This window comes from Goodfellowiella coeruleoviolacea, from assembly GCF_024171785.1.
GTDB lineage: Bacteria > Actinomycetota > Actinomycetes > Mycobacteriales > Pseudonocardiaceae > Goodfellowiella > Goodfellowiella coeruleoviolacea.
The window spans coordinates 121,673-139,969 of sequence record NZ_JAMTCK010000008.1; the positions used below are offsets into that span (position 1 = coordinate 121,673).

Here is an 18,297-nt window from a genome sequence, read left to right on the forward strand (position 1 = left end):
TAGTGCGCGGCCCAGTCCGGCGCGCGCCCAAACGCGGGCGATGACCGTGTGGGGGACGCCGTGTCACGCGGACAGTGGGCGCGACCGGGGCGCCGGCCGGTGGCGCGGCTGGTGGTGCGGCCCAGGAGGCCAGGGGCCGGTGGCCCGGCCCCGGCCGTTCGGCCCGCGCCGCCCGGTGCTACCGCAACCGAGGCAGTAACTGATCACGCACGTAGTCCGCGACCGCGTCGGGTGTGTCGCGGTCGGCGAGGTTCCCCTCGATCACGGTGGTGTCGCGCTCACCCGCGAGTTGCTTGAGCGCACCCCTGGCCTCCGGCCCCACCCCACCGCCGATGATCACCGCGCCGATGTCGCCCCTGTCCAGCAGGGCGAGCGCCTCCTCGTCGGTGGTCACGCCAACCCCGTCGAACCCCTCGGCGCGCAGCACCTCCAGCACGCCGTTCAGCTTCTCCTGCTTGCGGCCCAGCACCAACACCTTCATGGCATGTCCTCCGTTCCCGTCGTCACCGGTACCCACGCTAAAACCTCGACCATGGTGGAGGTCAAGCCCGGGTGTCCGCCTACGGGCGGGGGAGTTCGGTTCTGGTGGAGCGGGAGGGCTGGAGTGTCCGAAAAGGACGTACGCGTCATGCTCGCGAAGGGCGACCGCGGGCGACCGCAGGTTGGTCCATTGAGGACTGTGGTCAACCCGGTGGTGGTCGATCGACTCGTCCGCGCCGCGATCTCCTCCACCACGCGATGCGGATCACCGCCCGCGTCGCGCTCGGCCCGCTGCCCCGTGGCGCGAACCTCATGGCGAGCAGCCCCCGCCCTCCCAGGGGGGCGACCCCTGGACCAGCCTACCCACCCCACCCCGCGGAAAGAACGGTTGCCGAGGCAGCTGTGGACAACCTGGGCAGTTGTGGACAACTGCCGTCCCGATCGGGTGAATCTTGGCGGGTGGCGCGAAAGCTGTGCTAGCCGCTCACGCCGGAGAAACCCCGGGTCGCCGCCATCGAGCCGCCGCCACCACCGAGCCCGCCGGCCGGCACGCGCGCCGGTGCCGCCACGGCGTGCCCGGGCCTCACTCGCGGGTGCGCAGGTACTCGCTGATCAGGTCCTTGATCGCGGAGCGGACGGCGTCCAGCCCCACGCCCTGCTCGGCCAGGGCGCGGCTCGCTGGGCCCCGGGTGTCGTGCAACAGGCCGAGCAGCAGGTGTTCGGTGCCGATGTAGTTGTGCCCGAGTTCGAGCGCCTCGCTCAGGGCCGCGTCCAGGCCGCGGCGGGCCGACGCGCCGACCGGGATGGCCGCTGGCGCGGGTGTGTCTCCCGCGGGCACGCGCTGCTCCACGGCGGCGCGCAGGTCGGCCGCGGCGACGCCCAGCGCGTGCAGTGCCCGGGCCGCCAGGGTCTGCTCGTCGTCGAGGATGGCCAGCAGCAGGTGCTCGGTGCCCAGGCTGTCGTGGCGCAGACGGCGCACGTGCTGCTCGGCCCGCTCCAGCGCGGTCCTGGTGCGCGCGGTCAGCCGGGGGAACGCCCCGGCCTGGGCCAGGTCGGCCAGGGTCAGGCTGGCCCAGCGCGGACCGTAGCGCTGCTGCGCGGCCTGCCGGCTGACGCCGAGGTGCGTGCCGATGTCCGACCACGAGTGGCCCTGGGCGCGGGCCTGCTCGATGCAGTACCCGAGCAGGCGGTCGCCGAGCCGGTTCAGTTCGGTCACCAGGGTCTCGGCGACGCTGACCCGGTCGAGGGCGCTGCCGGACCCGGCACGGCTGTCCACCACGGCGATCAGGTCGGCGAGGTCGGGAAGCTCTGGCACCACTCCAGTGTGGCCGTCAAGGAAAGACTTGACAGTTAAGCACTCGTCAAGGAATAACTTGACGCATGGATGTTTCTTCCTGTTTGGATGCCCTGAACGCGCTCGTGCCGGAGATCCTCAAGCTCACCGGCGCGCCCGGCCTGTCGATCGCGGTGGGCGTCGGCGAGGAGGTGGTGTGGGCCGGCGGATACGGGGTCGCCGACCTGGCGAGCGGCCGGCCGATGACCACCGACGCGGTCGGGCCGACCGGATCGGACTGCAAGCCCTACACCGCCGTGGCCGCCATGCAGCTGGTCGAGCGCGGCCTGATCGGTCTGGACGACCCGGTCAACGACTACCTGGACGCCGACCTGCGGGTGGTCAACCCGCTCGGCGCCCGCGAGATCACCCTGCGCGACCTGCTGATCCACCGCAGCGGCCTGGGCACGAACTTCGGCAACTGCTCGCGCACGCCGCCCGCGCCACTGGGCGAACACCTGCGGCGAGTCTTCCGCGAGGCCCGCAGCGACGCCTACGGCGGGTCGGTGCTGCCGTTCTGGGCTACCCAGGTCGGCGCCCACTACCAGTACAGCAACGTGGGCATCGCGCTCGTCGGCTACCTGGTCGAACTGCTCAACCCGGACCGGGTGTCGTTCTCCGAGTGGGTGCGCCGGCACGTGTTCACGCCGCTGGGCATGACCTCGACCTGCTTCCCGCCGGCCCAGCACCCCGACCACGTGCCCGCTGACATCTACACCCGCCGGTCGACCGGCTACGCCACGCTCGGCGGCTTCCACTTCCGGCTGCCCCAGATCTACGTGGGGGACTACCCGGCGGGCACCGCGCTGACCACCCCGTCCGACCACGCCCGGTTCCTGCTGGCCATGACCGGCGGCGGTGCGCTGGGTGGTGCGCGGGTGCTGCGGCCGGAGACGGTCGCGCGGATGATCACGCCGCAGGCCGGGCGCGGGCCCGACCCGAGCGCGGCCATCGGACTGGTGTGGTCGGTGTTCGACCACGGAACCCCGCAGGGCTACTTCGGCCACGGTGGCGAGTACATGTGGGGCTGGCACAACGTGTCCCGCGCCTGGCCGCACCACCGGGTCTGCGTGACCGCCAACGTCAACCAGTGGGACATGGGCGATCTGGGCAGCTCGGACCGGCCCAGCCACCTGGCTGGCCGACTGGCGCTGCGCGTGGTCACCGCCTGGGTCAACGGCCAGGACCCCCGGCCGCCGCGGGACGCGGCGTCGGCCCAGAGCTACCTGGCCGGTCTGCTGGTCGGTGACCGGCTGACCACGCGCCTGGGCATCACCACCCGTCCTACCGAGGCCGAGATCGCCCGGATCGCCCAGACCGCGGTCGTGGCGTCGGGCACGCCGTGGGACCCAACCGCGTTCCAGGACGCGCTGCGCGAGGGGCACATCACCGGTGACGTGTTCACCGCCAACGCGGAACTCATCCGGCGGGAGATCCCCGACTCGCAGCGCGAACTGGTCGCCAGGCAGCTCGGCGTGCCCGGGTTCGGCCGGCACATCCCCGGCCTGTCCTGACCGCTGGCCGTCCCCGGGCCGCGGCTTCGTCCACTACGGACTGTCCGATGTGGATGTGGATGTGGATGTGGACAGCATGCCGCGGAGCAGTTCGCGAACGGCAGGGGTGGGGTCGAAGCCCGGGTCGGGCACGATGTACTGGTGGGCGAGCAGGCCGTCGAGCAGCGCCATCAGCGTCCAGAAGTGCCGGACCGGTTCGGTCGAGCCCAGTCGGCGCAGCCACTCCGCGCCCCAGGACTGCAGTTCGTCCCGCTTGGTCCGCACCAGCTCGCGCAGTTCGGGGTGGACCGTGGCCTCCACGAAGATCGCCTGCCTGGCCAGGGTGAGGGTGCGCTGCGGGCCGGCCAGCCGGTGCAGCAGGCGGCCCACCGCCTGGGTGAAGCCCTCCAGGTCGACCTCGGTCAACTCCTGGGCCAACCGGTGCCAGGTGTTGTGCTCCTGCTGGCTGATCCGGTCCAGCACGCCGGCCACCAGTGCCTCCCGGGTGCGGAAGTAGTTCGAGGTGGAGCCGAGCGGTAGGCCGGCCTCCGCGTCCACCGCCCGGTGGGTGAGCTGCCTGCTGCCTCGGGTGCCGAGTACCCGGATGGCCGCGTCCAGTGCCTGGTCCTGCCGAGTTTCCACGCGCCGACCCTACCGTGCCAGCCAGTGCTACTACAGATGTAGTACGTTGGCTGGCATGGAAAAACGAGCACTTGTCGTGGGCGGTGGCATCGCCGGCCTCGCCTCGGCCATCGGGCTGAGCCGGGCGGGCTGGCAGGTGAGCGTGCGGGAGCGCGCGGCCGGTCTGTCCACCACGGGCACGGCACTGGGCATCTGGCCGGCGGCGCTGCGCGCGCTGGACCGGCTCGGCATCGGCGACGCCCTGCGCGAGCACGCCGTGCGCCAGCGGCCGGAACTGATCCTGCGGCCCGACGGGCGCCAGGTGGCCACTGTGGACACCGCGAGGCTGGAGCGTCGCCAGGGCGAGGCGGTCTACCTGGTGCGCCGGCCGGACCTGTTGGGCATGCTCCACCGGGCCCTGCCCGACGGTGTGCTGCGCTTCTCCGCGCCGGTCACCGACCCGAACGCGGCCCGGTCCGAGTTCGACCTGGTGATCGGTGCGGACGGCATCCACAGCCGGGTGCGTTCCGAGGTGTTCGGCGCCCGCCACAGCCTCCGGTTCAGCGGCCTGGTCGCGTGGCGCGGGCTGATCGACCCGGCTGCGGGTGATCCGGTGCCGCGCGAGGCGGGGTCGCGCGCACCGGTGCTGGGCGGCCCGGCTCCGGGCAGCGCCGACCTGGTCAGCCCTGACCTGGTCAGCCCTGACCTGGTCAGCCCTGACCTGGGCGGCCCTGACCTGGACAGCCCCGACCTGGACAGCCCGGATCTGGGCGGTGCGGATCTGGGCGGTGCGAGTCCGCGTGGTACCAGCCCGGGCGGTTTCAGCCTGGGCGGTTCTGCGCTGGCTGGTCCGGGGCTGGCTGGTCCGGGACTGGCCGACGTGGTCAGCGGTGGGGAGATCTGGCATCCGGGCATGAAGTTCGGCTACACCCCGCTCGGGGCGGGTCGGGTGAACTGGTACGCGGTGCTGCGCCGGCCCGAGGGGTACCTGCCGCCCCGCGGTGACCTCGCCGAACTGCGGGAGCACTTCGGTGACTGGCCCGACCCGGTCCCGCGCCTCCTGGACCGGCTCGACCCGGCCGAGATCCTGCGGCACCCGCTGCACCACGTGGACCCGCCGCTGCCCAGCTACGTGCGGGGCAACGTGGCACTGCTGGGCGATGCCGCGCACGCCATGCCGCCCGACCTCGGGCGGGGCGCGTGCGAATCCCTGCTCGACGGCCTCACCCTGAGCGAGTGCGTGGCCGCGACCAGCGATGTCAGTGCGGCCCTGCGGGCCTACGACGCCCGGCGGCGCGGTCCCAGTCAGCGGGTCGCGGCCATGTCGGTGCGGGTCGGCCGGATGAGCCTGAGCGGGCGGTTCACCGGCCTGCGCGACCTGGTCACCCGGACGCTGCTGGCGGTGACCACGCCGGGTGGCTGACCGGACCGCCCGTCGGGTTGACCCCGGCTGGGGCCCGCGCTATGTTCGCTGTTGTTCGCTATAAGAACATTCGTTCGCTATATGAACGGAGCGCGCGGTGGCTGAGATCGTCTCGTTGCCCGACGCCGTCGCGGACCTGGTCCACGACGGTGATGTGGTGGCGTTGGAGGGCTTCACGCACCTGATTCCGGTGGCGGCTGGGCAGGAGATCATCCGCCAGCGCCGGCGGGACCTCACCCTGGTGCGGATGACCCCGGACATCGTCTACGACCAGATGATCGGCGCCGGCTGCGCACGCAAGCTGATCTTCTCCTGGGGTGGCAACCCCGGGGTCGGCTCGCTGCACCGGTTCCGCGATGCCGTGCAGCACGCCTGGCCGGTGCCGCTGGAACTGGAGGAGCACAGCCACGCCGGCATGGCCAACCGGTACGTGGCCGGCGCGTCCGGCCTGCCGTTCGCGGTGCTGCGCGGCTACCGGGGCACCGACCTGCCCGCGCACACCGCCACCATCAAGCCGATCACCTGCCCGTTCACCGGGGAGCAGTTGGTGGCCGTGCCCGCGCTCAACCCGGACGTGACGATCGTGCACGCGCAGCGCGCCGATCGGGCCGGCAACGTGCAGATGTGGGGCATCACCGGCGTGCAGAAGGAGGCCGTGCTCGCGGCCAGGCGCAGCCTGGTCACGGTCGAGGAGGTGGTGGCCGAGCTGGAGCCCCGCCCCGGCGCGGTGGTGCTGCCCACCTGGGCGGTGACCAGGGTGGCCGAGGTGCCGCGCGGCGCCCACCCGTCCTACGCGCAGGACTACTACGAGCGCGACAACGACTACTACCAGGCATGGGACCCGATCAGCCGGGACCGGGACGCGTTCACCCGCTGGCTCGACGAGCACGTGTTCGCGGGAGCCGCCAGCCCGCAACCGGCCGTGTCAGCCGGTGGCGGGCCCGGCGCGTCCACACCCACCAACGCGGGGAGCACGTCGTGAGCCAGTCCGCTTCCGTCCCGGCCACGCCGGCCACGCCAGCCACGCCAGCCACGCCGGCCACCCGGCCCGACTCGGCCAGCGCGGCCGCCGCGGCTGAGTCCACCGCCAACTCCACTGTGGCCTGGACGGCCGACGAGATGATGAGCATCGCGGCGGCGCGCGCCCTGCGCGGCGGCATGTCCTGCTTCGTCGGCATCGGCCTGCCCAGCACCGCCGCCAACCTCGCCCGTCGCACGCACGCCCCGGACCTGGTGCTGATCTACGAGTCGGGCTGCCTGGGCGCCAAGCCAGACCGGCTGCCACTGTCCATCGGCGACGGTGTGCTGGCCGAGACGGCCGACGCCGTGGTCAGCGTGCCCGAGGTGTTCAACTACTGGCTCCAGCCCGGACGGATCGACGTGGGGTTCCTGGGCGCGGCCCAGCTGGACCGCTTCGGCAACATCAACACCACCGTGATCGGCAGTGACTACGCCGACCCCGCGGTGCGGCTGCCCGGAGCCGGTGGCGCGCCGGAGATCGCCACGTCGTGCCGGGAGGTGTTCGTGGTGGTGCGGCAGAGCCGGCGCACCTTCGTCGAGCAGGTCGACTTCGTCACGTCCGTCGGCCACGGCCGGGGGCCGGGCGACCGGGCGCGGCTCGGCCTGCCCGGCGCCGGGCCGGTGCTGGTGATCACCGACCTGGGGGTGTTCCGGCCGGACCCGGACACCCGCGAGCTGACCCTCACCGAGTTGCACCCCGGTGTGGAACTCGACCAGGTGCGCGCGGCCACCGGGTGGGAGCTGGCGGTCGCCGCCGACCTCGCCCGCACGCCCGCACCGACCGACCAGGAACTGATCGCGCTGCGCGCGCTGACCAAGGCGGGTTCGTGATGACCGGCAGCTCAGTGGGATCGGACGTGTTCGTGCTGGACGCGGTGCGCACCCCGTTCGGCCGCTACGGCGGGGCGCTGGCCGGCACCCGCCCCGACGACCTGGCCGCGCACGTGCTGCGCGCGCTGGCCGAGCGCACCGGGCTCGATCCGTCCACTGTGGACGAGGTGTACCTGGGTGCGGCCAACCAGGCCGGCGAGGACAACCGAAACGTGGCCAGGATGGCCGCGCTGCTCGCCGGCTGGCCGACCAGCGTGCCGGGCACCACGGTGAACCGGCTGTGCGGGTCCGGGTTGGACGCGGTCATCCAGGCCAGCCGCGCCATCGCGGTCGGTGACGCGTCCCTGGTGGTGGCCGGCGGTGCCGAGTCGATGAGCCGGGCGCCGTGGGTGATGCTCAAGCCGGGCAGGGGTTTCCCGCAGGGGCACGAGACGCTGCACTCCACCACGTTGGGGTGGCGCATGGTCAACCCGGCCATGCCGACGCAGTGGACGGTCTCGCTCGGTGAGAGCACCGAGATGTTGGCCGAGCGCTACCGGATCGGCCGCGCCGAGCAGGACGCGTTCGCGTTGCGCAGTCACGTGAACGCGGCGCGGGCCTGGGACGCCGGCCACTACGACGGGTACGTGGTGCCGGTCCCCGGCGCCGAGCTGACCCGGGACGAGAGCATCCGCGCCGACACCAGTGCCGAGAAGCTGGCCAGGCTCAAGCCGGTGTTCCGTCCGAACGGGACGATCACGGCCGGCAACTCCTCGCCGCTCAACGACGGCGCCTCGGCCGTGCTGCTCGGCGACGCGCGCGCGGCCGAGCGGCTGGGTGTCGCGCCGCTGGCCCGGGTGGCCGGCCGCGGCGCGGCCGGGGTCGACCCGGACGTGTTCGGCATCGGCCCGGTGGCGGCGGCGAACACCGCGCTGGAGCGGGCCGGCATCGGCTGGGACGACCTGTCGGTGGTGGAGCTGAACGAGGCGTTCGCCGCGCAGTCGCTGGCCTGCCTGGCCGACTGGCCGGACCTGAACCCGGAGATCGTCAACCCCAACGGCGGGGCCATCGCCATCGGCCACCCGCTCGGCGCCTCGGGCGGCCGCATCCTCGGCGGCCTGGCCCACGAACTGCGCCGCCGCGGCGGCGGCTGGGGACTGGCGGCCATCTGCATCGGCGTCGGCCAGGGCCTAGCCGTGGTCCTCGAAGCCTAACCCCACGGGGTGATCCCCCTACCCCAATCCCGCGAGTCGACACTTCCGGCAGCGCGTGTTGACATTTCGAGCACCCCCGATCAGGCGATGCGATACCGGATCGGGTGTCACCCAAACGGGCTGACGAGTTACCGGGGTGTACTTCCTGCGCTGGCCCGTCGGGTACCAACCGCGCGCGCGGTTCCGGCGCACCCCAGCGGGCGGGCCGACCAGCAGCTGTCGTGGCGCCGCCCAGACCAGGCGTTCTTCGCGGCCGGGGCGGCGCCACGTCCTGGCGTTCGCGTTCCTGGAGAACGGTCCGGTTGCCGGGTTCGCCCCGGCTGGCCTGTGGTCGAGGCACAGCCACGGCCGCGCAGGTGGTTGACCCTGCCGGGACCGGCTGAGGCGCGGGCAGGGCCGGGGCCGGCCCGACAAGCCGCCGCCGACCAACGGCGCCGTGCGGGCCGTGCGGTGGTGGCGGAGGACGGCTGCGGCGGGGCGGCTGCGACTGAGGACGCCGGCGGTCACATGGGGTTACTGATTACCCGTGTGGGGGACGCCTGATTGGGGATCGGGGTGCTCGGATGGCGGTGCGTGAAATGTCGACACGCGCTGCCCGACGTGTCAACTCGCGCGGGTGGCGGGTGGGAGATCACCCCGTGGGATGAGGGGGAGGCCGTAGTCGGGGGAGGTGGTGGGGGTGGGTGGGGTGGCGGTCAGGACCGCGTCCAGTTGTGCGCGTGAGGCGGCCAGCTCGGCGATCGCGCCGCTGATCCGGTCGCGCTCGGCGAGCAGGTGCGGGATCAGCCCAGGGCAGGCCGGCGCGAGCTTCGCGCCGTCGTCGACCAGGCACGGGAGCACCTCGGCGATGGTGGTGGTGGACAGACCGGCGGCGAGCAGGGTGCGAATCCGCCGCACCACGTCCACATCGGACTCGGTGTACTCGCGGTACCCGCTCGCCCGGCGCACCGGCCGCAGCAGCCCCTGCTGCCCGTAGTAGCGCAGCAACCGGATGCTGACGCCGGTCCGGCGGGACAACTCCCCGATCCGCATGTGTCCTCCGCCACAGTCAATCGAGTCTCACATCAATGGCAGACCCTAGCGTCGCCGGCGTGACACAGCAGCGAACACCAGACACTTCGCCCGTGACGGTTGTCGGGCTCGGCCCGATGGGTGCGGCACTCGCCGAGGCGTTGCTGGCCAACGGCAATCCCACCACCGTCTGGAACCGCACGGCCGGCAAGGCCGATCGGCTCGTCGCCAGGGGAGCCCGCCGCGCGGCCAGCGCGGCCGAGGCGGTCGCGGCGAGCCCGGTGACCATCGTCTGCGTGGCGGACTACCCGGCCATGCACGCGGTCCTGGAACCGGCGAGCGGTGCCCTGGCCGGCCGCACCGTCGTCAACCTGAGTTCGGGCACACCGGAGCAGGCCAGGGACGCGGTCGCCTGGGCCGAGCAACGCGGCGCGCGCTACCTGGACGGGGTGATCATGGTGCCGCCCGAGGCGATCGGCCGGCCCGACACCGTGCTGTTCTACAGTGGACAGTCCGCGTGCTACGACGCGCACCGCGCCACGCTCGACGTCCTCGGCGGGGCCGCCCAGTACCTGGGTGACGACCCCGGCCTCGCCGTGCTGTACAACACCGCGCTGCTCGGCCTGATGTACGCCACCATCAACGGTTTCCTGCACGCCGCCGCCCTGGTCGGCTCGGCCGGCGTCGCCTCGGCCGCGCTCGCCCGGATCGCGGGCGACTGGTTCGTGCCCTCGGTGGTGCTTCCGCTCTGCGCCGGCGTCACCGGGCAGATCGACAGCGGTGACTTCCCCGGTGACGCCGGCGACCTGCGGGCCCACCTGACGGTCATCGACCACATCGTCCGCACCAGTCGGGACCAGGGCATGGCCACCGACGTGCCCGGCGCGCTCCGGGACCTCGTCGAGCGGGCGATCGCCGAGGGGTACGGCGACAAGGGGTACGCGAGCCTGGTCGAGCTGATCAGAACACCGGCGGGGTGACCAGGTCGCGCGCGGGGTGACCGGTCGCGGGACCGGCATCGGGGTCCGGCCGGCCGACTAGACTTGGCCGGCCGGGGCCGTGGTGCGGCGGCCGGGCGGAGTCAGCGGAGCGCGAGGGGAGGGGAGGCGTGGCGGAGATCGACACCGACGGCGCGGAGACGGGCGCGGAGCGGGCAGCGCACCACGTGCAGTCGCTGGCTCGCGGGCTGGCCGTGATCCGGGCGTTCAACGCCGACCACCCCGAACTGACCCTGTCCGACGTGGCCAGGGCCACCGGGCTGACCAGGGCCGCGGCCCGCCGGTTCCTGCTCACCCTGGCCGATCTCGGCTACGTGCGCACCGACGGCAAGCTGTTCTCGCTGACCGCGCGCGTGCTCGAACTGGGGTACGCCTACCTGTCCAGCCTGTCCCTGCCCGAGGTGGCCCAGCCGCACCTGGAGGCGCTGGCCGCCGAGGTGCGCGAGTCCACGTCGGTGTCGGTGCTGGACGGGCCGGACGTGGTGTACGTGGCGCGGGTGCCGGTGTCCCGGATCATGACCGTGGCCATCAACGTGGGCACCCGGTTTCCCGCGCACGCCACCTCCATGGGGCACGTGCTGCTGGCCAGCCTGCCGGCCGCGCAACTGGAGTCCTATTTGGACACCGTGGAGCTGGTGCGGCTGACCGAGCACACGATCACCAGCCGCGGCGCGCTGCGCGAGGAACTGGCGCGCGTGCGCGAGCAGGGCTGGTCCCTGGTGGATCAGGAACTCGACCAGGGGCTGCGCTCGGTGGCCGTGCCGATCCGGGACCGCGCGGGCCGGGTGCTGGCCGCGGTGAACGTGTCCACCCACGCCAGCCGCAACACCCTGGAGTCGATGCGGCGCGACATCCTGCCCGCGCTGCTGGCGACGGCGGGTCGCATCGAGGCCGACCTGGCGGCCGGCGGCACCTCGGTCGGCACGGCCCTCGGCTGACCGAACGACCGACCGGTTCGCACGGCCGATCCACTGTCCACTTCGGACGACGTGCACCGGTGGAGGGCAGCGGTGGAACCGGGTTCCAATCCGTTTCCAATCGGGCCGCAACACCCGTGCGCCACGCTGGGGCGGCACCGAGAACCCGAGCGGCGCCGGACACCACCACCGACCACGTCGGCACCAGCGAGACCAGCACGAGCACCGCCCCACCCGAGCCAGACCGGCAGCCGGAACACCGGGACCGGGTTTCCGGCCGCCCGCTGGTGGCATCCCCAGCACAGGGCGGCGGACAGACGTCGGTACCGCCCGGCCGACGCGAGCGCCCAGCGCATGCCCCCGCGCTGGGCGCCTCGGGCCCGCGTGGGCACGGGCGCGCGGAGTGGAGGCAGGTGGTGGACGTGAGCGGCGCGGGCGCGCGGGAGATCGGGCTGGACCACCTCACCCTGGTGGACGTGTCCCCACCGGAGCTGGTCGCCGTGGCGGACGCCGTCGGCTTCGACTCGGTCGGCCTGCGGGTGCACCCCGCCCGCGCGGGGGAGCAGCGGTGGCCGGTGCGCACCGGCTCGCCCATGCTGCTGGACACCACGGCCAGGCTGCGCGACTCCCGGGTGCGGGTGCACAGCGTGGAGGTGCTGCCATTGGCCGCGCACACCAGGGTGGCCGACTGCGAGTCCGTGCTGGCGACCGGGGCGCGGCTGGGCGCCCGGTTCGTCGGCACGTTCGCCGAGGACCCGGACACCGACCGGCTGGCCGACACCTTTGCCGCGCTCACCGAGCGCGCCCGGGACTACGGCCTGCGGGCCCTGCTCGAACCCATGACCCAGTCCTCGGTCAGCACGGTCGGCCACGCCCAGCGCGTTGTCGCCCGGTCCGCCGGCGGCGGGGTGCTGCTGGACGCGCTGCACCTGGTGCGCGGCGGCTCCTGGGCGGCAGGGCACGTGCTGGACCGGGCCCTGGTGGGCTACGTCCAGCTCAGCGACGGCCGGCTGGACGGGCCGGGCGAGCTGGACGTGCGGCTGCCACTGCCCAGGCGGCAGCCGATCCCGTCGACCGAGGTGGGCGTGGAGAGCGTGGCGGCCCGGCTGCTGCCGGGCGAGGGTGAACTCCCCCTGGCCGAACTGCTGGCTGCGGTCCCGGCGGACACGCTGGTCAGCGTGGAGGCGCCGGCGGTGCGGCGCGTCGCCCTGGTCGGGGCGGTCAACTACGCCAGGTGGGCTCGGCGGGCGGTGGACGCGGTGCTCACCGCGCCGGCCCGAACCTGGGACCGGAGCCGAACCTGACCGGAGCCGAACCTGACCGGAGCCGAACCGAACCTGACCGGACCGGAGCCGAACCGAACCTGACCGGACCGGAGCCGGACCAGGCACCGTCGTCAGGGCGCCTCGGGTGGCGTCCAGGCGGCGATCAGGTCGAGCAGGCCGGGAAAACGGGCTTGCAGGTCGTCAACCCGGACCTGGCTGCGCCGCTCCAGGCCGTACTGCCGCTGCCGCAGCAGCCCGGCCTCGCGCAGCACCCGGAAGTGGTGGGTGAGCGTTGACTTCGGCCGGTCCAGCCCGAACCAGCCGCAGGTGTGGTCGAACGCCTCGGCCTCCAGCAGCAGCGCGCGCACGATGCCGATCCGCAGCGGGTCGCTCAGCGCGCCCAGCACCACGTCCAGGCGCAGGTCGGCGCGGGTGGGTTCGGGCAGCGGCTCGGGCAGGTCCGCCGGGGCGGGGAAGGTCCGGAAGGCCGGTCGAGCGGCGGTGGTCGGCGGCATCGCGGTCGTCTCCCTGTGCGTGGCGCATGTACGACTTGCATCGTACTGGGCCCATGTGTTCGACTGTGGTCGTACAAGCAGTACGAGTTGATTCGTACAGCCCCGGTTGAGGAGAACCCGTGACCACTTCGAGTGCCGTCCGGCCGACGCTGACCGCGCCGGACCCCGCGACCGTCAGCCCGCACCACCCGTCACGCCACTGGATCTGGCTGGCGGCCTGGCCGGTCACCGCCGTGTTCGTGCTGTCCAACGCGCCGACCCCGCTGTACGTGCTCTGGCAGCGCGTCATGGGTTTCTCCGCCGGCACCCTCACGGTGATCTTCGCCAGCTACATCGCCGGCCTGATCGGCGCGCTGCTGGTGGCGGGCGTGGTCGCGGACCGGATCGGCCGCAAGCCCGTGCTGCTGCCCGCGCTGGTCCTCGGCGTGGTCGCGGCCGGGTTGTTCGCCACCGCCACGTCGGTGGCCATGCTCGTCACCGCCAGGGCGTTGACCGGCATCGCCGTCGGCGCGACCGTGTCGGCCGGCATGGCCGCGGTCACCGACGTGGCCGGGCCGGCCCGCAAGCCGCTGGGCGCACTGCTCGCGTCCACCGCCGTGGTGGTCGGCGCCGGGCTGGGGCCGCTGCTCGCCGGCGTGCTCTCCGAGACCACGCCCTGGCCGACCACCGCCGTGTTCCTGCTGGAGATCGTCCTGCTCGGCTCGGCCCTGCTGGTGGTGCTGCGCATGCCGCTGACCAGGCCGGCGCCCAGCGGAGCCCGGGGCGCCTGGGTGCGGGTGCCCTCGGTGCCCTCGGCCAACCGGCAACACCTGGCGGCCGGCATCGCCGTGTTCGCCCCCGCCATCACCGCCACCTCGTTCGTGCTGTCCCTGGGGCCGTCCCTGCTGGCGGAGCTGCTCGGCAGCAGCAACCGGATCGTCGCCGGCGGCACCGCGTTCGTCATGTTCGTGGTGTCCACCGGCGTGCAGTTCGCCCTGCGGCGGCTGACCGTGCGCGGCATGCTGCTCACCGCCGCGCTCACGTCCGTGACCAGCATGCTCACCCTGATCGCGGCCGTGCACACCGCGTCGGTGGTGCTGCTGGTCGGCGCGGCCCTGCTCGCCGGAGCCGGCCAGGGCCTCGGGCAACTCGGCGGGCTGTCCGTGTTGAGCCGGCACGTGCCCGCGCACCGGCTGGCCGAGGCCAACGCCGGCCTGAACACCGGCGGCTACCTGCTGGCCGGCACCCTGCCCATGGCCGCCGGCTACCTCAGCGACGTGGTCGGACTGCCCACCGGCACCACCATCTTCGGCGTGGTGCTGATCCTGGCCGCGCTGTCCGGCGCCGCGTTCGTGCTCACCCGGCGCGTGCTGCGCCCGGCGTGACGGCGCGCGGCGGGTGAGCACCGGACGGGGTGGACGGGCGCAGGGACGGCTGGGTGTCGGCCCCGCGCGGCCGGCCACGTGTCGGCCACGACCGACACGACCCGCCCATAGCGTGTCCAGCATGTCCAGTCCCACTCGTCCGGTCCAGACGCACGCGGGTGTCCGCGCGGTGCTGGCCGACCCGGACTTCACCGTCCCGCCCGTGCCGCCGAGCGACCAGCCAGGTGGGATCGCCTGGCTGCGGGCCAGTGTCGCGCGGTTCAGCTCCGGCCCCGACCACACCAGGCGCCGCGCCCTGGCCAGCACCGCACTGTCCGGTGTGGACGTCGCCGCGCTGCGGCCGGCCGCCGGCGCGCGGACCAGGGCGGTGCTGGCGGCCGCGGGCGGCCAGCCGGTGGAGCTGATCACGGCCGTGGCCCGGGTGGTGCCGGTGGCCACGCTGGCCGACGCGCTCGGGCTGCCCGACGTCAGCGCCGCGGACGTCAGCACGGTGGCCGGGGCGTACCACCCGCACGTGCTGCCCGGGCCGGCGGCGGACGCGGCCGTGGCCCGGCTGGTCCGCGCCTGCGGCGGGACCGCCGACGAGGTCGCGGCCGCCCGGATCGGGCTGCTGGTGCAGGCGTGCGACGCGACCGCGGGCCTGGTCGGCAACGCCGTGCTGGCGATGCTGCGCGGCGAGCTGGCGGACCCGGTGGACGCGATCCTGACCGAGACCCTGCGCCACGACCCCCCGGTGCGGCTGACCCGTCGGGTGGCCGGTGCCCGGGCCCGGACCGGTGGCGGGATCGCCGCCGGCACGCTGGTGGAGCTGGACATCGCCGCGGCGAACCGGGACGGCGCGGTGTTCGCCGACCCCGACCGGTTCGACCCGTCCCGCTCCCACACCGAGCACCTCACCTTCGGTTTCGGCGCCAGGGCGTGCCCCGGCCGGGACCACGCCACAGCCATCGCGGGCGGCATCGTCGAGGCGGTGCGCGGCTGCCGACTGGTCGCCGAGTCCGCCGCCCCCGACCCCTCGGCCAACCCGCTGGTGCCGGCCCAGGTGTGGGTGAGCGCGGCATGACCGGCCAGCATCCGACCGCGTTCCACGCGCTGCACCACGCCGACCAGCCGCTGCTGCTGCCCAACGCCTGGGACCACGCCTCGGCCGCGGCACTGGTCGCGGCCGGCTTCCCGGCGATCGGCACCACCAGCATGGGCGTGGCGCTGGCCCACGGCCTGCCCGACGCCCAGGGCGTGGCCCGCGACCAGACCGTGGCGCTCGCGCGGCTGCTGCGCCCGCTGCCGGTGCCGGTGACCGTGGACATCGAGGCCGGGTTCAGCGACGACCCCGGTGCCGTGGCCGACCTGGCCGAGGAACTGGTCGAACTGGGCGTGGCCGGCGTGAACCTGGAGGACGGCCGCGCCGACGGCGGGCTGGCCGACCCGGACCGGCAGGCCGAGCTGATCCGCGCGGTGAAGGCGCGCGTGCCCGACCTGTTCGTCAACGCCAGGACCGACACGCACTGGCTGGGCGGGGACCGGCCGCCGCCGCTGACCGAGACCCTGGACCGGGCCCACCGCTACGTGGCGGCCGGCGCGGACGGGATCTTCGTGCCCGCGCTGGCCGAGGACACCGACATCGCCGAGGTGGTGGCCGAGGTGGCCGTGCCGGTCAACATCCTGTTCCTGCCGCACCGGCACACCCTGCGCGGACTGGCCGCGCTCGGCGTGCGCCGGGTCAGCACGGGCTCGCTGCTGTTCCGCGCGGCCGTGCACGCCGCGGTCAGCACGGCCGAGGCGATCCGGGACGGCCTGCCCACCGGCGCCGGCGTGCCCGGGTACGCCCGGTTCCAGCAACTCGTCGCCGAGCCGCTGCCCGAGAACCCCGGCGGCCGGTCAGCCGCTGGCTGACCCTCCTCAGTGGACACTCATCGCTCGTGGGCGGCGCGGAAACCGGGCTGGCGCACCAGGTCCACCAGTTCGATCCGGACCCCGGCACGTCACGCACCATGTGAACCTCCTCGCGCTGACGGGACACGCGCAACGCTAGGCACCGCGCGGTGCGGAGGACCGATAGCGGAACTTTGTATCCTCCCTCGGGATCTCGATGGGAGCGGGCATGGATCTGTCGCTGTTGCGCACCTTCCTGGCGGTCTACCGGGCCGGCTCGCTCACCGGTGCCGCCGCGGTCCTCGGCCTGTCCCAGCCCACGGTGACCGCGCAGGTGCGGTCCCTGGAGGTGGCACTGGGGCAGCAGCTGTTCGAGCGGCTGCCCCGAGGAGTCGCGGCCACCTCCGTGGCCGACGAGCTGGCCAGGCAGGTCGCGTCGCATGTGGACGCGCTCACCGCGATCGCCGAGCGCGCGCTGGTGCCCCGCCAGCCGCTGGCCAAACCGGTGCACCTGGCCGGTCCGGCCGAACTGCTCGCCACCCGGGTGCTGCCCGGCATGGCCGACCTGGTGGGGCGGGGCCTGCGGCTGCGGGTCAGCCTGGGGCTGTCCGACGACCTGCTCGCCGGGCTGGCCGCCGGCCGGTTCGACCTGGTCATCTCCACCTTCCGGCCGCGCGGTCGGGCGATCACCGCCACCCCGCTCACCGACGAGGACTTCGTGCTGGTGGCGGCACCGGCCGTGGCCGCCCGGGTCGACGCCGACCGGCTCGCCCGCCAGCCGGCCGCCGCGCTGGCCGGGCTGCCGCTGGTCGCCTACGCCGAGGACCTGCCGATCATCCGCCGCTACTGGCGGACCGTGTTCGGCACCCGGCTGACCGGCAGCGCCGCCGTGGTCGTGCCGGACCTGCGGGCGGTGCTGGCCGCCACCCTGGCCGGCGCCGGCATCACCGTGCTGCCCCGCTACCTGTGTGACCGGGAACTGGCCGAGGGTCGCCTGGTCCGCCTGCTCGACCCGGAGGTGCCGCCGATCAACACGCTGTTCCTGGCCACCCGCACCGGAACCACCGATCTGCCGCACATCGCGGCCGTGCACGCACACCTGCTGCGGCACGCGCCCGAGTGGTGAACCGCGGGCCGGTCCTCAGTGGACGTCACCGTCCTCTGTGGACACCTGGTGGGGCTCACCGGGCCCGTGCCTCGGCACCCGGGGTGACCGCGCGCTGCTCGCGCTGCCTGGCCACCAGGCGCGCGGCCAGCACCACCACCTCGGCTAGGGGCGCGGGAAAACCCACGACCAGGCCGAGACCGATGTCGGCGGGCACGGCCAGCGCGGTGGCCAGCAGCCAGCGCGGCGCACCGGGCTGGCTGGCGGCGCGCTGGCGGGCCGCCGCCGAGGTCCACGGCGTGCGCGACCACGGCTTGGCCACGGACAGCCAGGCCTGGTAGGCGATGGCACTGGCCATCAGGGCCGTGCCCACGGCGAGCGGGACGGTGGGCGCGGCCGTGGTCGCGGCGGTGCCCAGCGCGGCGGAGAGCACGAAGATGCCCAGGTGCAGCTGGACGACCGTGATCGCGAACTTCGCCAGCACCCACCAGTGCCGGAAGAAGCCCCACGGGGTGGCTGAGGCGAGCATGAACCCGGTGAACGCCGACGCGTTGGCCAGCGGCGCCAGCAGGGTGTGGTCGACGTGCTCGGCCATGCCCGTGGCGGCGGCCCGGACCGCGCTGTCGCCGGTGGTCAGGGCGAGGACGAGCAGGCTGGCCATGGCCAGTGCCTGGCCCATCCACCCCACCGAGGTGATGACGTGCAGCCAGAGGGACACCCGTCGCCACCGGCTGGTGCGTTGGTTTGCCATGCCGACAACGCTCGCCGCTCCGGGCGCGCGCCACATCGGTGATGCACCGGAGGACGCCCCTGGGGGCGGTGTCGTCCGATGTTGACACCCTGACGAAAATTTTAC

The 18,297-nt window shown here is 73.8% G+C and carries 18 protein-coding genes; 12 read left to right on the forward strand and 6 right to left on the reverse strand.

Annotated elements, in window-relative coordinates; genetic code table 11:
- Positions 1-178 precede the first annotated feature (178 nt).
- Together LX83_RS18525 and LX83_RS38430 are read right to left on the reverse strand one after the other, a co-directional pair.
- On the reverse strand, positions 179-481 hold the full coding sequence (locus LX83_RS18525) for a hypothetical protein (RefSeq protein WP_253773023.1): 303 nt from the start codon (positions 479-481) through the stop codon (positions 179-181).
- A 582-nt stretch (positions 482-1,063) separates the two neighbouring features.
- On the reverse strand, positions 1,064-1,795 hold the full coding sequence (locus LX83_RS38430) for a Clp protease N-terminal domain-containing protein (RefSeq protein WP_253773025.1): 732 nt from the start codon (positions 1,793-1,795) through the stop codon (positions 1,064-1,066).
- 65 nt (positions 1,796-1,860) lie between these two features.
- On the opposite strand from LX83_RS38430, the gene LX83_RS18535 reads away from it, so the two are divergent.
- On the forward strand, positions 1,861-3,327 hold the full coding sequence (locus LX83_RS18535) for a serine hydrolase domain-containing protein (RefSeq protein ID WP_253773027.1): 1,467 nt from the start codon (positions 1,861-1,863) through the stop codon (positions 3,325-3,327).
- A 33-nt stretch (positions 3,328-3,360) separates the two neighbouring features.
- On the opposite strand, the gene LX83_RS18540 is transcribed toward LX83_RS18535, so the two are convergent.
- A complete protein-coding gene (locus LX83_RS18540) occupies positions 3,361-3,948 on the reverse strand; it encodes a TetR/AcrR family transcriptional regulator (protein WP_253773029.1) in 588 nt (195 codons plus the stop codon).
- Positions 3,949-4,003: 55 nt separating this feature from the next.
- On the opposite strand from LX83_RS18540, the gene LX83_RS18545 reads away from it, so the two are divergent.
- The 4 genes from LX83_RS18545 to LX83_RS18560 all read left to right on the forward strand — a co-directional run bounded on the left by LX83_RS18545 (position 4,004) and on the right by LX83_RS18560 (position 8,394).
- Positions 4,004-5,350 carry an FAD-dependent oxidoreductase gene (locus LX83_RS18545; protein ID WP_253773031.1) on the forward strand — a complete coding sequence of 449 codons (1,347 nt, stop codon included), beginning with the start codon at positions 4,004-4,006 and terminating at the stop codon, positions 5,348-5,350.
- 97 nt (positions 5,351-5,447) lie between these two features.
- The gene (locus LX83_RS18550; RefSeq protein WP_253773033.1) at positions 5,448-6,332 is read left to right on the forward strand and encodes a CoA transferase subunit A; all 885 of its coding nucleotides are present in this window, start codon (positions 5,448-5,450) and stop codon (positions 6,330-6,332) included.
- Positions 6,333-6,469: 137 nt separating this feature from the next.
- Complete coding sequence (locus LX83_RS18555; protein ID WP_253773530.1) at positions 6,470-7,201, forward strand: CoA-transferase subunit beta; 732 nt, start codon at positions 6,470-6,472, stop codon at positions 7,199-7,201.
- Complete coding sequence (locus LX83_RS18560; protein ID WP_253773035.1) at positions 7,201-8,394, forward strand: thiolase family protein; 1,194 nt, start codon at positions 7,201-7,203, stop codon at positions 8,392-8,394. Before LX83_RS18555 ends, LX83_RS18560 begins: the two co-directional genes overlap by 1 nt.
- A 603-nt stretch (positions 8,395-8,997) precedes the next feature.
- On the opposite strand, the gene LX83_RS18565 is transcribed toward LX83_RS18560, so the two are convergent.
- Positions 8,998-9,426 (reverse strand): MerR family transcriptional regulator, encoded by a 429-nt coding sequence (locus tag LX83_RS18565; protein WP_253773036.1) that lies wholly within the window; start codon positions 9,424-9,426, stop codon positions 8,998-9,000.
- Between the two features lie 92 nt (positions 9,427-9,518).
- On the opposite strand from LX83_RS18565, the gene LX83_RS18570 reads away from it, so the two are divergent.
- The 3 genes from LX83_RS18570 (at position 9,519) to LX83_RS18580 (ending at position 12,624) form a co-directional block, all read left to right on the forward strand.
- On the forward strand, positions 9,519-10,385 hold the full coding sequence (locus LX83_RS18570; protein WP_253773038.1) for an NAD(P)-dependent oxidoreductase: 867 nt from the start codon (positions 9,519-9,521) through the stop codon (positions 10,383-10,385).
- 128 nt (positions 10,386-10,513) lie between these two features.
- Positions 10,514-11,341 carry an IclR family transcriptional regulator domain-containing protein gene (locus LX83_RS18575; protein WP_253773040.1) on the forward strand — a complete coding sequence of 276 codons (828 nt, stop codon included), beginning with the start codon at positions 10,514-10,516 and terminating at the stop codon, positions 11,339-11,341.
- A gap of 392 nt (positions 11,342-11,733) precedes the next feature.
- Positions 11,734-12,624: a sugar phosphate isomerase/epimerase family protein gene (locus LX83_RS18580; RefSeq protein WP_253773042.1), complete on the forward strand. Its 891-nt coding sequence runs from the start codon at positions 11,734-11,736 to the stop codon at positions 12,622-12,624.
- A 92-nt stretch (positions 12,625-12,716) separates the two neighbouring features.
- Here the strand turns inward: LX83_RS18580 and LX83_RS18585 are convergent, their stop codons facing one another.
- The gene (locus LX83_RS18585) at positions 12,717-13,100 is read right to left on the reverse strand and encodes an ArsR/SmtB family transcription factor (protein ID WP_253773044.1); all 384 of its coding nucleotides are present in this window, start codon (positions 13,098-13,100) and stop codon (positions 12,717-12,719) included.
- Positions 13,101-13,219: 119 nt separating this feature from the next.
- Here LX83_RS18585 and LX83_RS18590 point away from each other — a divergent pair, with 119 nt between their 5' ends.
- The 4 genes from LX83_RS18590 (at position 13,220) to LX83_RS18605 (ending at position 17,462) form a co-directional block, all read left to right on the forward strand.
- Complete coding sequence (locus tag LX83_RS18590; RefSeq protein WP_253773046.1) at positions 13,220-14,464, forward strand: MFS transporter; 1,245 nt, start codon at positions 13,220-13,222, stop codon at positions 14,462-14,464.
- Positions 14,465-14,585: 121 nt separating this feature from the next.
- A complete protein-coding gene (locus LX83_RS18595; RefSeq protein WP_253773048.1) occupies positions 14,586-15,527 on the forward strand; it encodes a cytochrome P450 in 942 nt (313 codons plus the stop codon).
- Positions 15,524-16,357, forward strand: a complete 834-nt coding sequence (locus LX83_RS18600) for an isocitrate lyase/PEP mutase family protein (RefSeq protein ID WP_253773050.1) — start codon at positions 15,524-15,526, stop codon at positions 16,355-16,357. The genes LX83_RS18595 and LX83_RS18600 overlap by 4 nt, the downstream gene beginning before the upstream one ends.
- 208 nt (positions 16,358-16,565) lie before the next feature.
- On the forward strand, positions 16,566-17,462 hold the full coding sequence (locus tag LX83_RS18605) for a LysR family transcriptional regulator (protein WP_253773052.1): 897 nt from the start codon (positions 16,566-16,568) through the stop codon (positions 17,460-17,462).
- Positions 17,463-17,517: 55 nt separating this feature from the next.
- Here the strand turns inward: LX83_RS18605 and LX83_RS18610 are convergent, their stop codons facing one another.
- Positions 17,518-18,192, reverse strand: coding sequence for a hypothetical protein (locus LX83_RS18610; protein ID WP_253773054.1), 675 nt, complete (start codon positions 18,190-18,192; stop codon positions 17,518-17,520).
- Positions 18,193-18,297 lie beyond the last annotated feature (105 nt).

What these genes read in the sequence shown, in the direction of transcription:
- LX83_RS18525 (WP_253773023.1), bottom strand. Translation starts at nt 481, where the DNA reads ATGAAGGTGTTGGTGCTGGGCCGCAAGCAGGAGAAGCTGAACGGCGTG.
- LX83_RS18535 (WP_253773027.1), top strand. Translation starts at nt 1,861, where the DNA reads ATGGATGTTTCTTCCTGTTTGGATGCCCTGAACGCGCTCGTGCCGGAG.
- LX83_RS18545 (WP_253773031.1), top strand. Translation starts at nt 4,004, where the DNA reads ATGGAAAAACGAGCACTTGTCGTGGGCGGTGGCATCGCCGGCCTCGCC.
- LX83_RS18555 (WP_253773530.1), top strand. Translation starts at nt 6,470, where the DNA reads ATGATGAGCATCGCGGCGGCGCGCGCCCTGCGCGGCGGCATGTCCTGC.
- LX83_RS18560 (WP_253773035.1), top strand. Translation starts at nt 7,201, where the DNA reads ATGACCGGCAGCTCAGTGGGATCGGACGTGTTCGTGCTGGACGCGGTG.
- LX83_RS18565 (WP_253773036.1), bottom strand. Translation starts at nt 9,426, where the DNA reads ATGCGGATCGGGGAGTTGTCCCGCCGGACCGGCGTCAGCATCCGGTTG.
- LX83_RS18585 (WP_253773044.1), bottom strand. Translation starts at nt 13,100, where the DNA reads ATGCCGCCGACCACCGCCGCTCGACCGGCCTTCCGGACCTTCCCCGCC.
- LX83_RS18595 (WP_253773048.1), top strand. Translation starts at nt 14,586, where the DNA reads ATGTCCAGTCCCACTCGTCCGGTCCAGACGCACGCGGGTGTCCGCGCG.
- LX83_RS18600 (WP_253773050.1), top strand. Translation starts at nt 15,524, where the DNA reads ATGACCGGCCAGCATCCGACCGCGTTCCACGCGCTGCACCACGCCGAC.
- LX83_RS18605 (WP_253773052.1), top strand. Translation starts at nt 16,566, where the DNA reads ATGGATCTGTCGCTGTTGCGCACCTTCCTGGCGGTCTACCGGGCCGGC.
- LX83_RS18610 (WP_253773054.1), bottom strand. Translation starts at nt 18,192, where the DNA reads ATGGCAAACCAACGCACCAGCCGGTGGCGACGGGTGTCCCTCTGGCTG.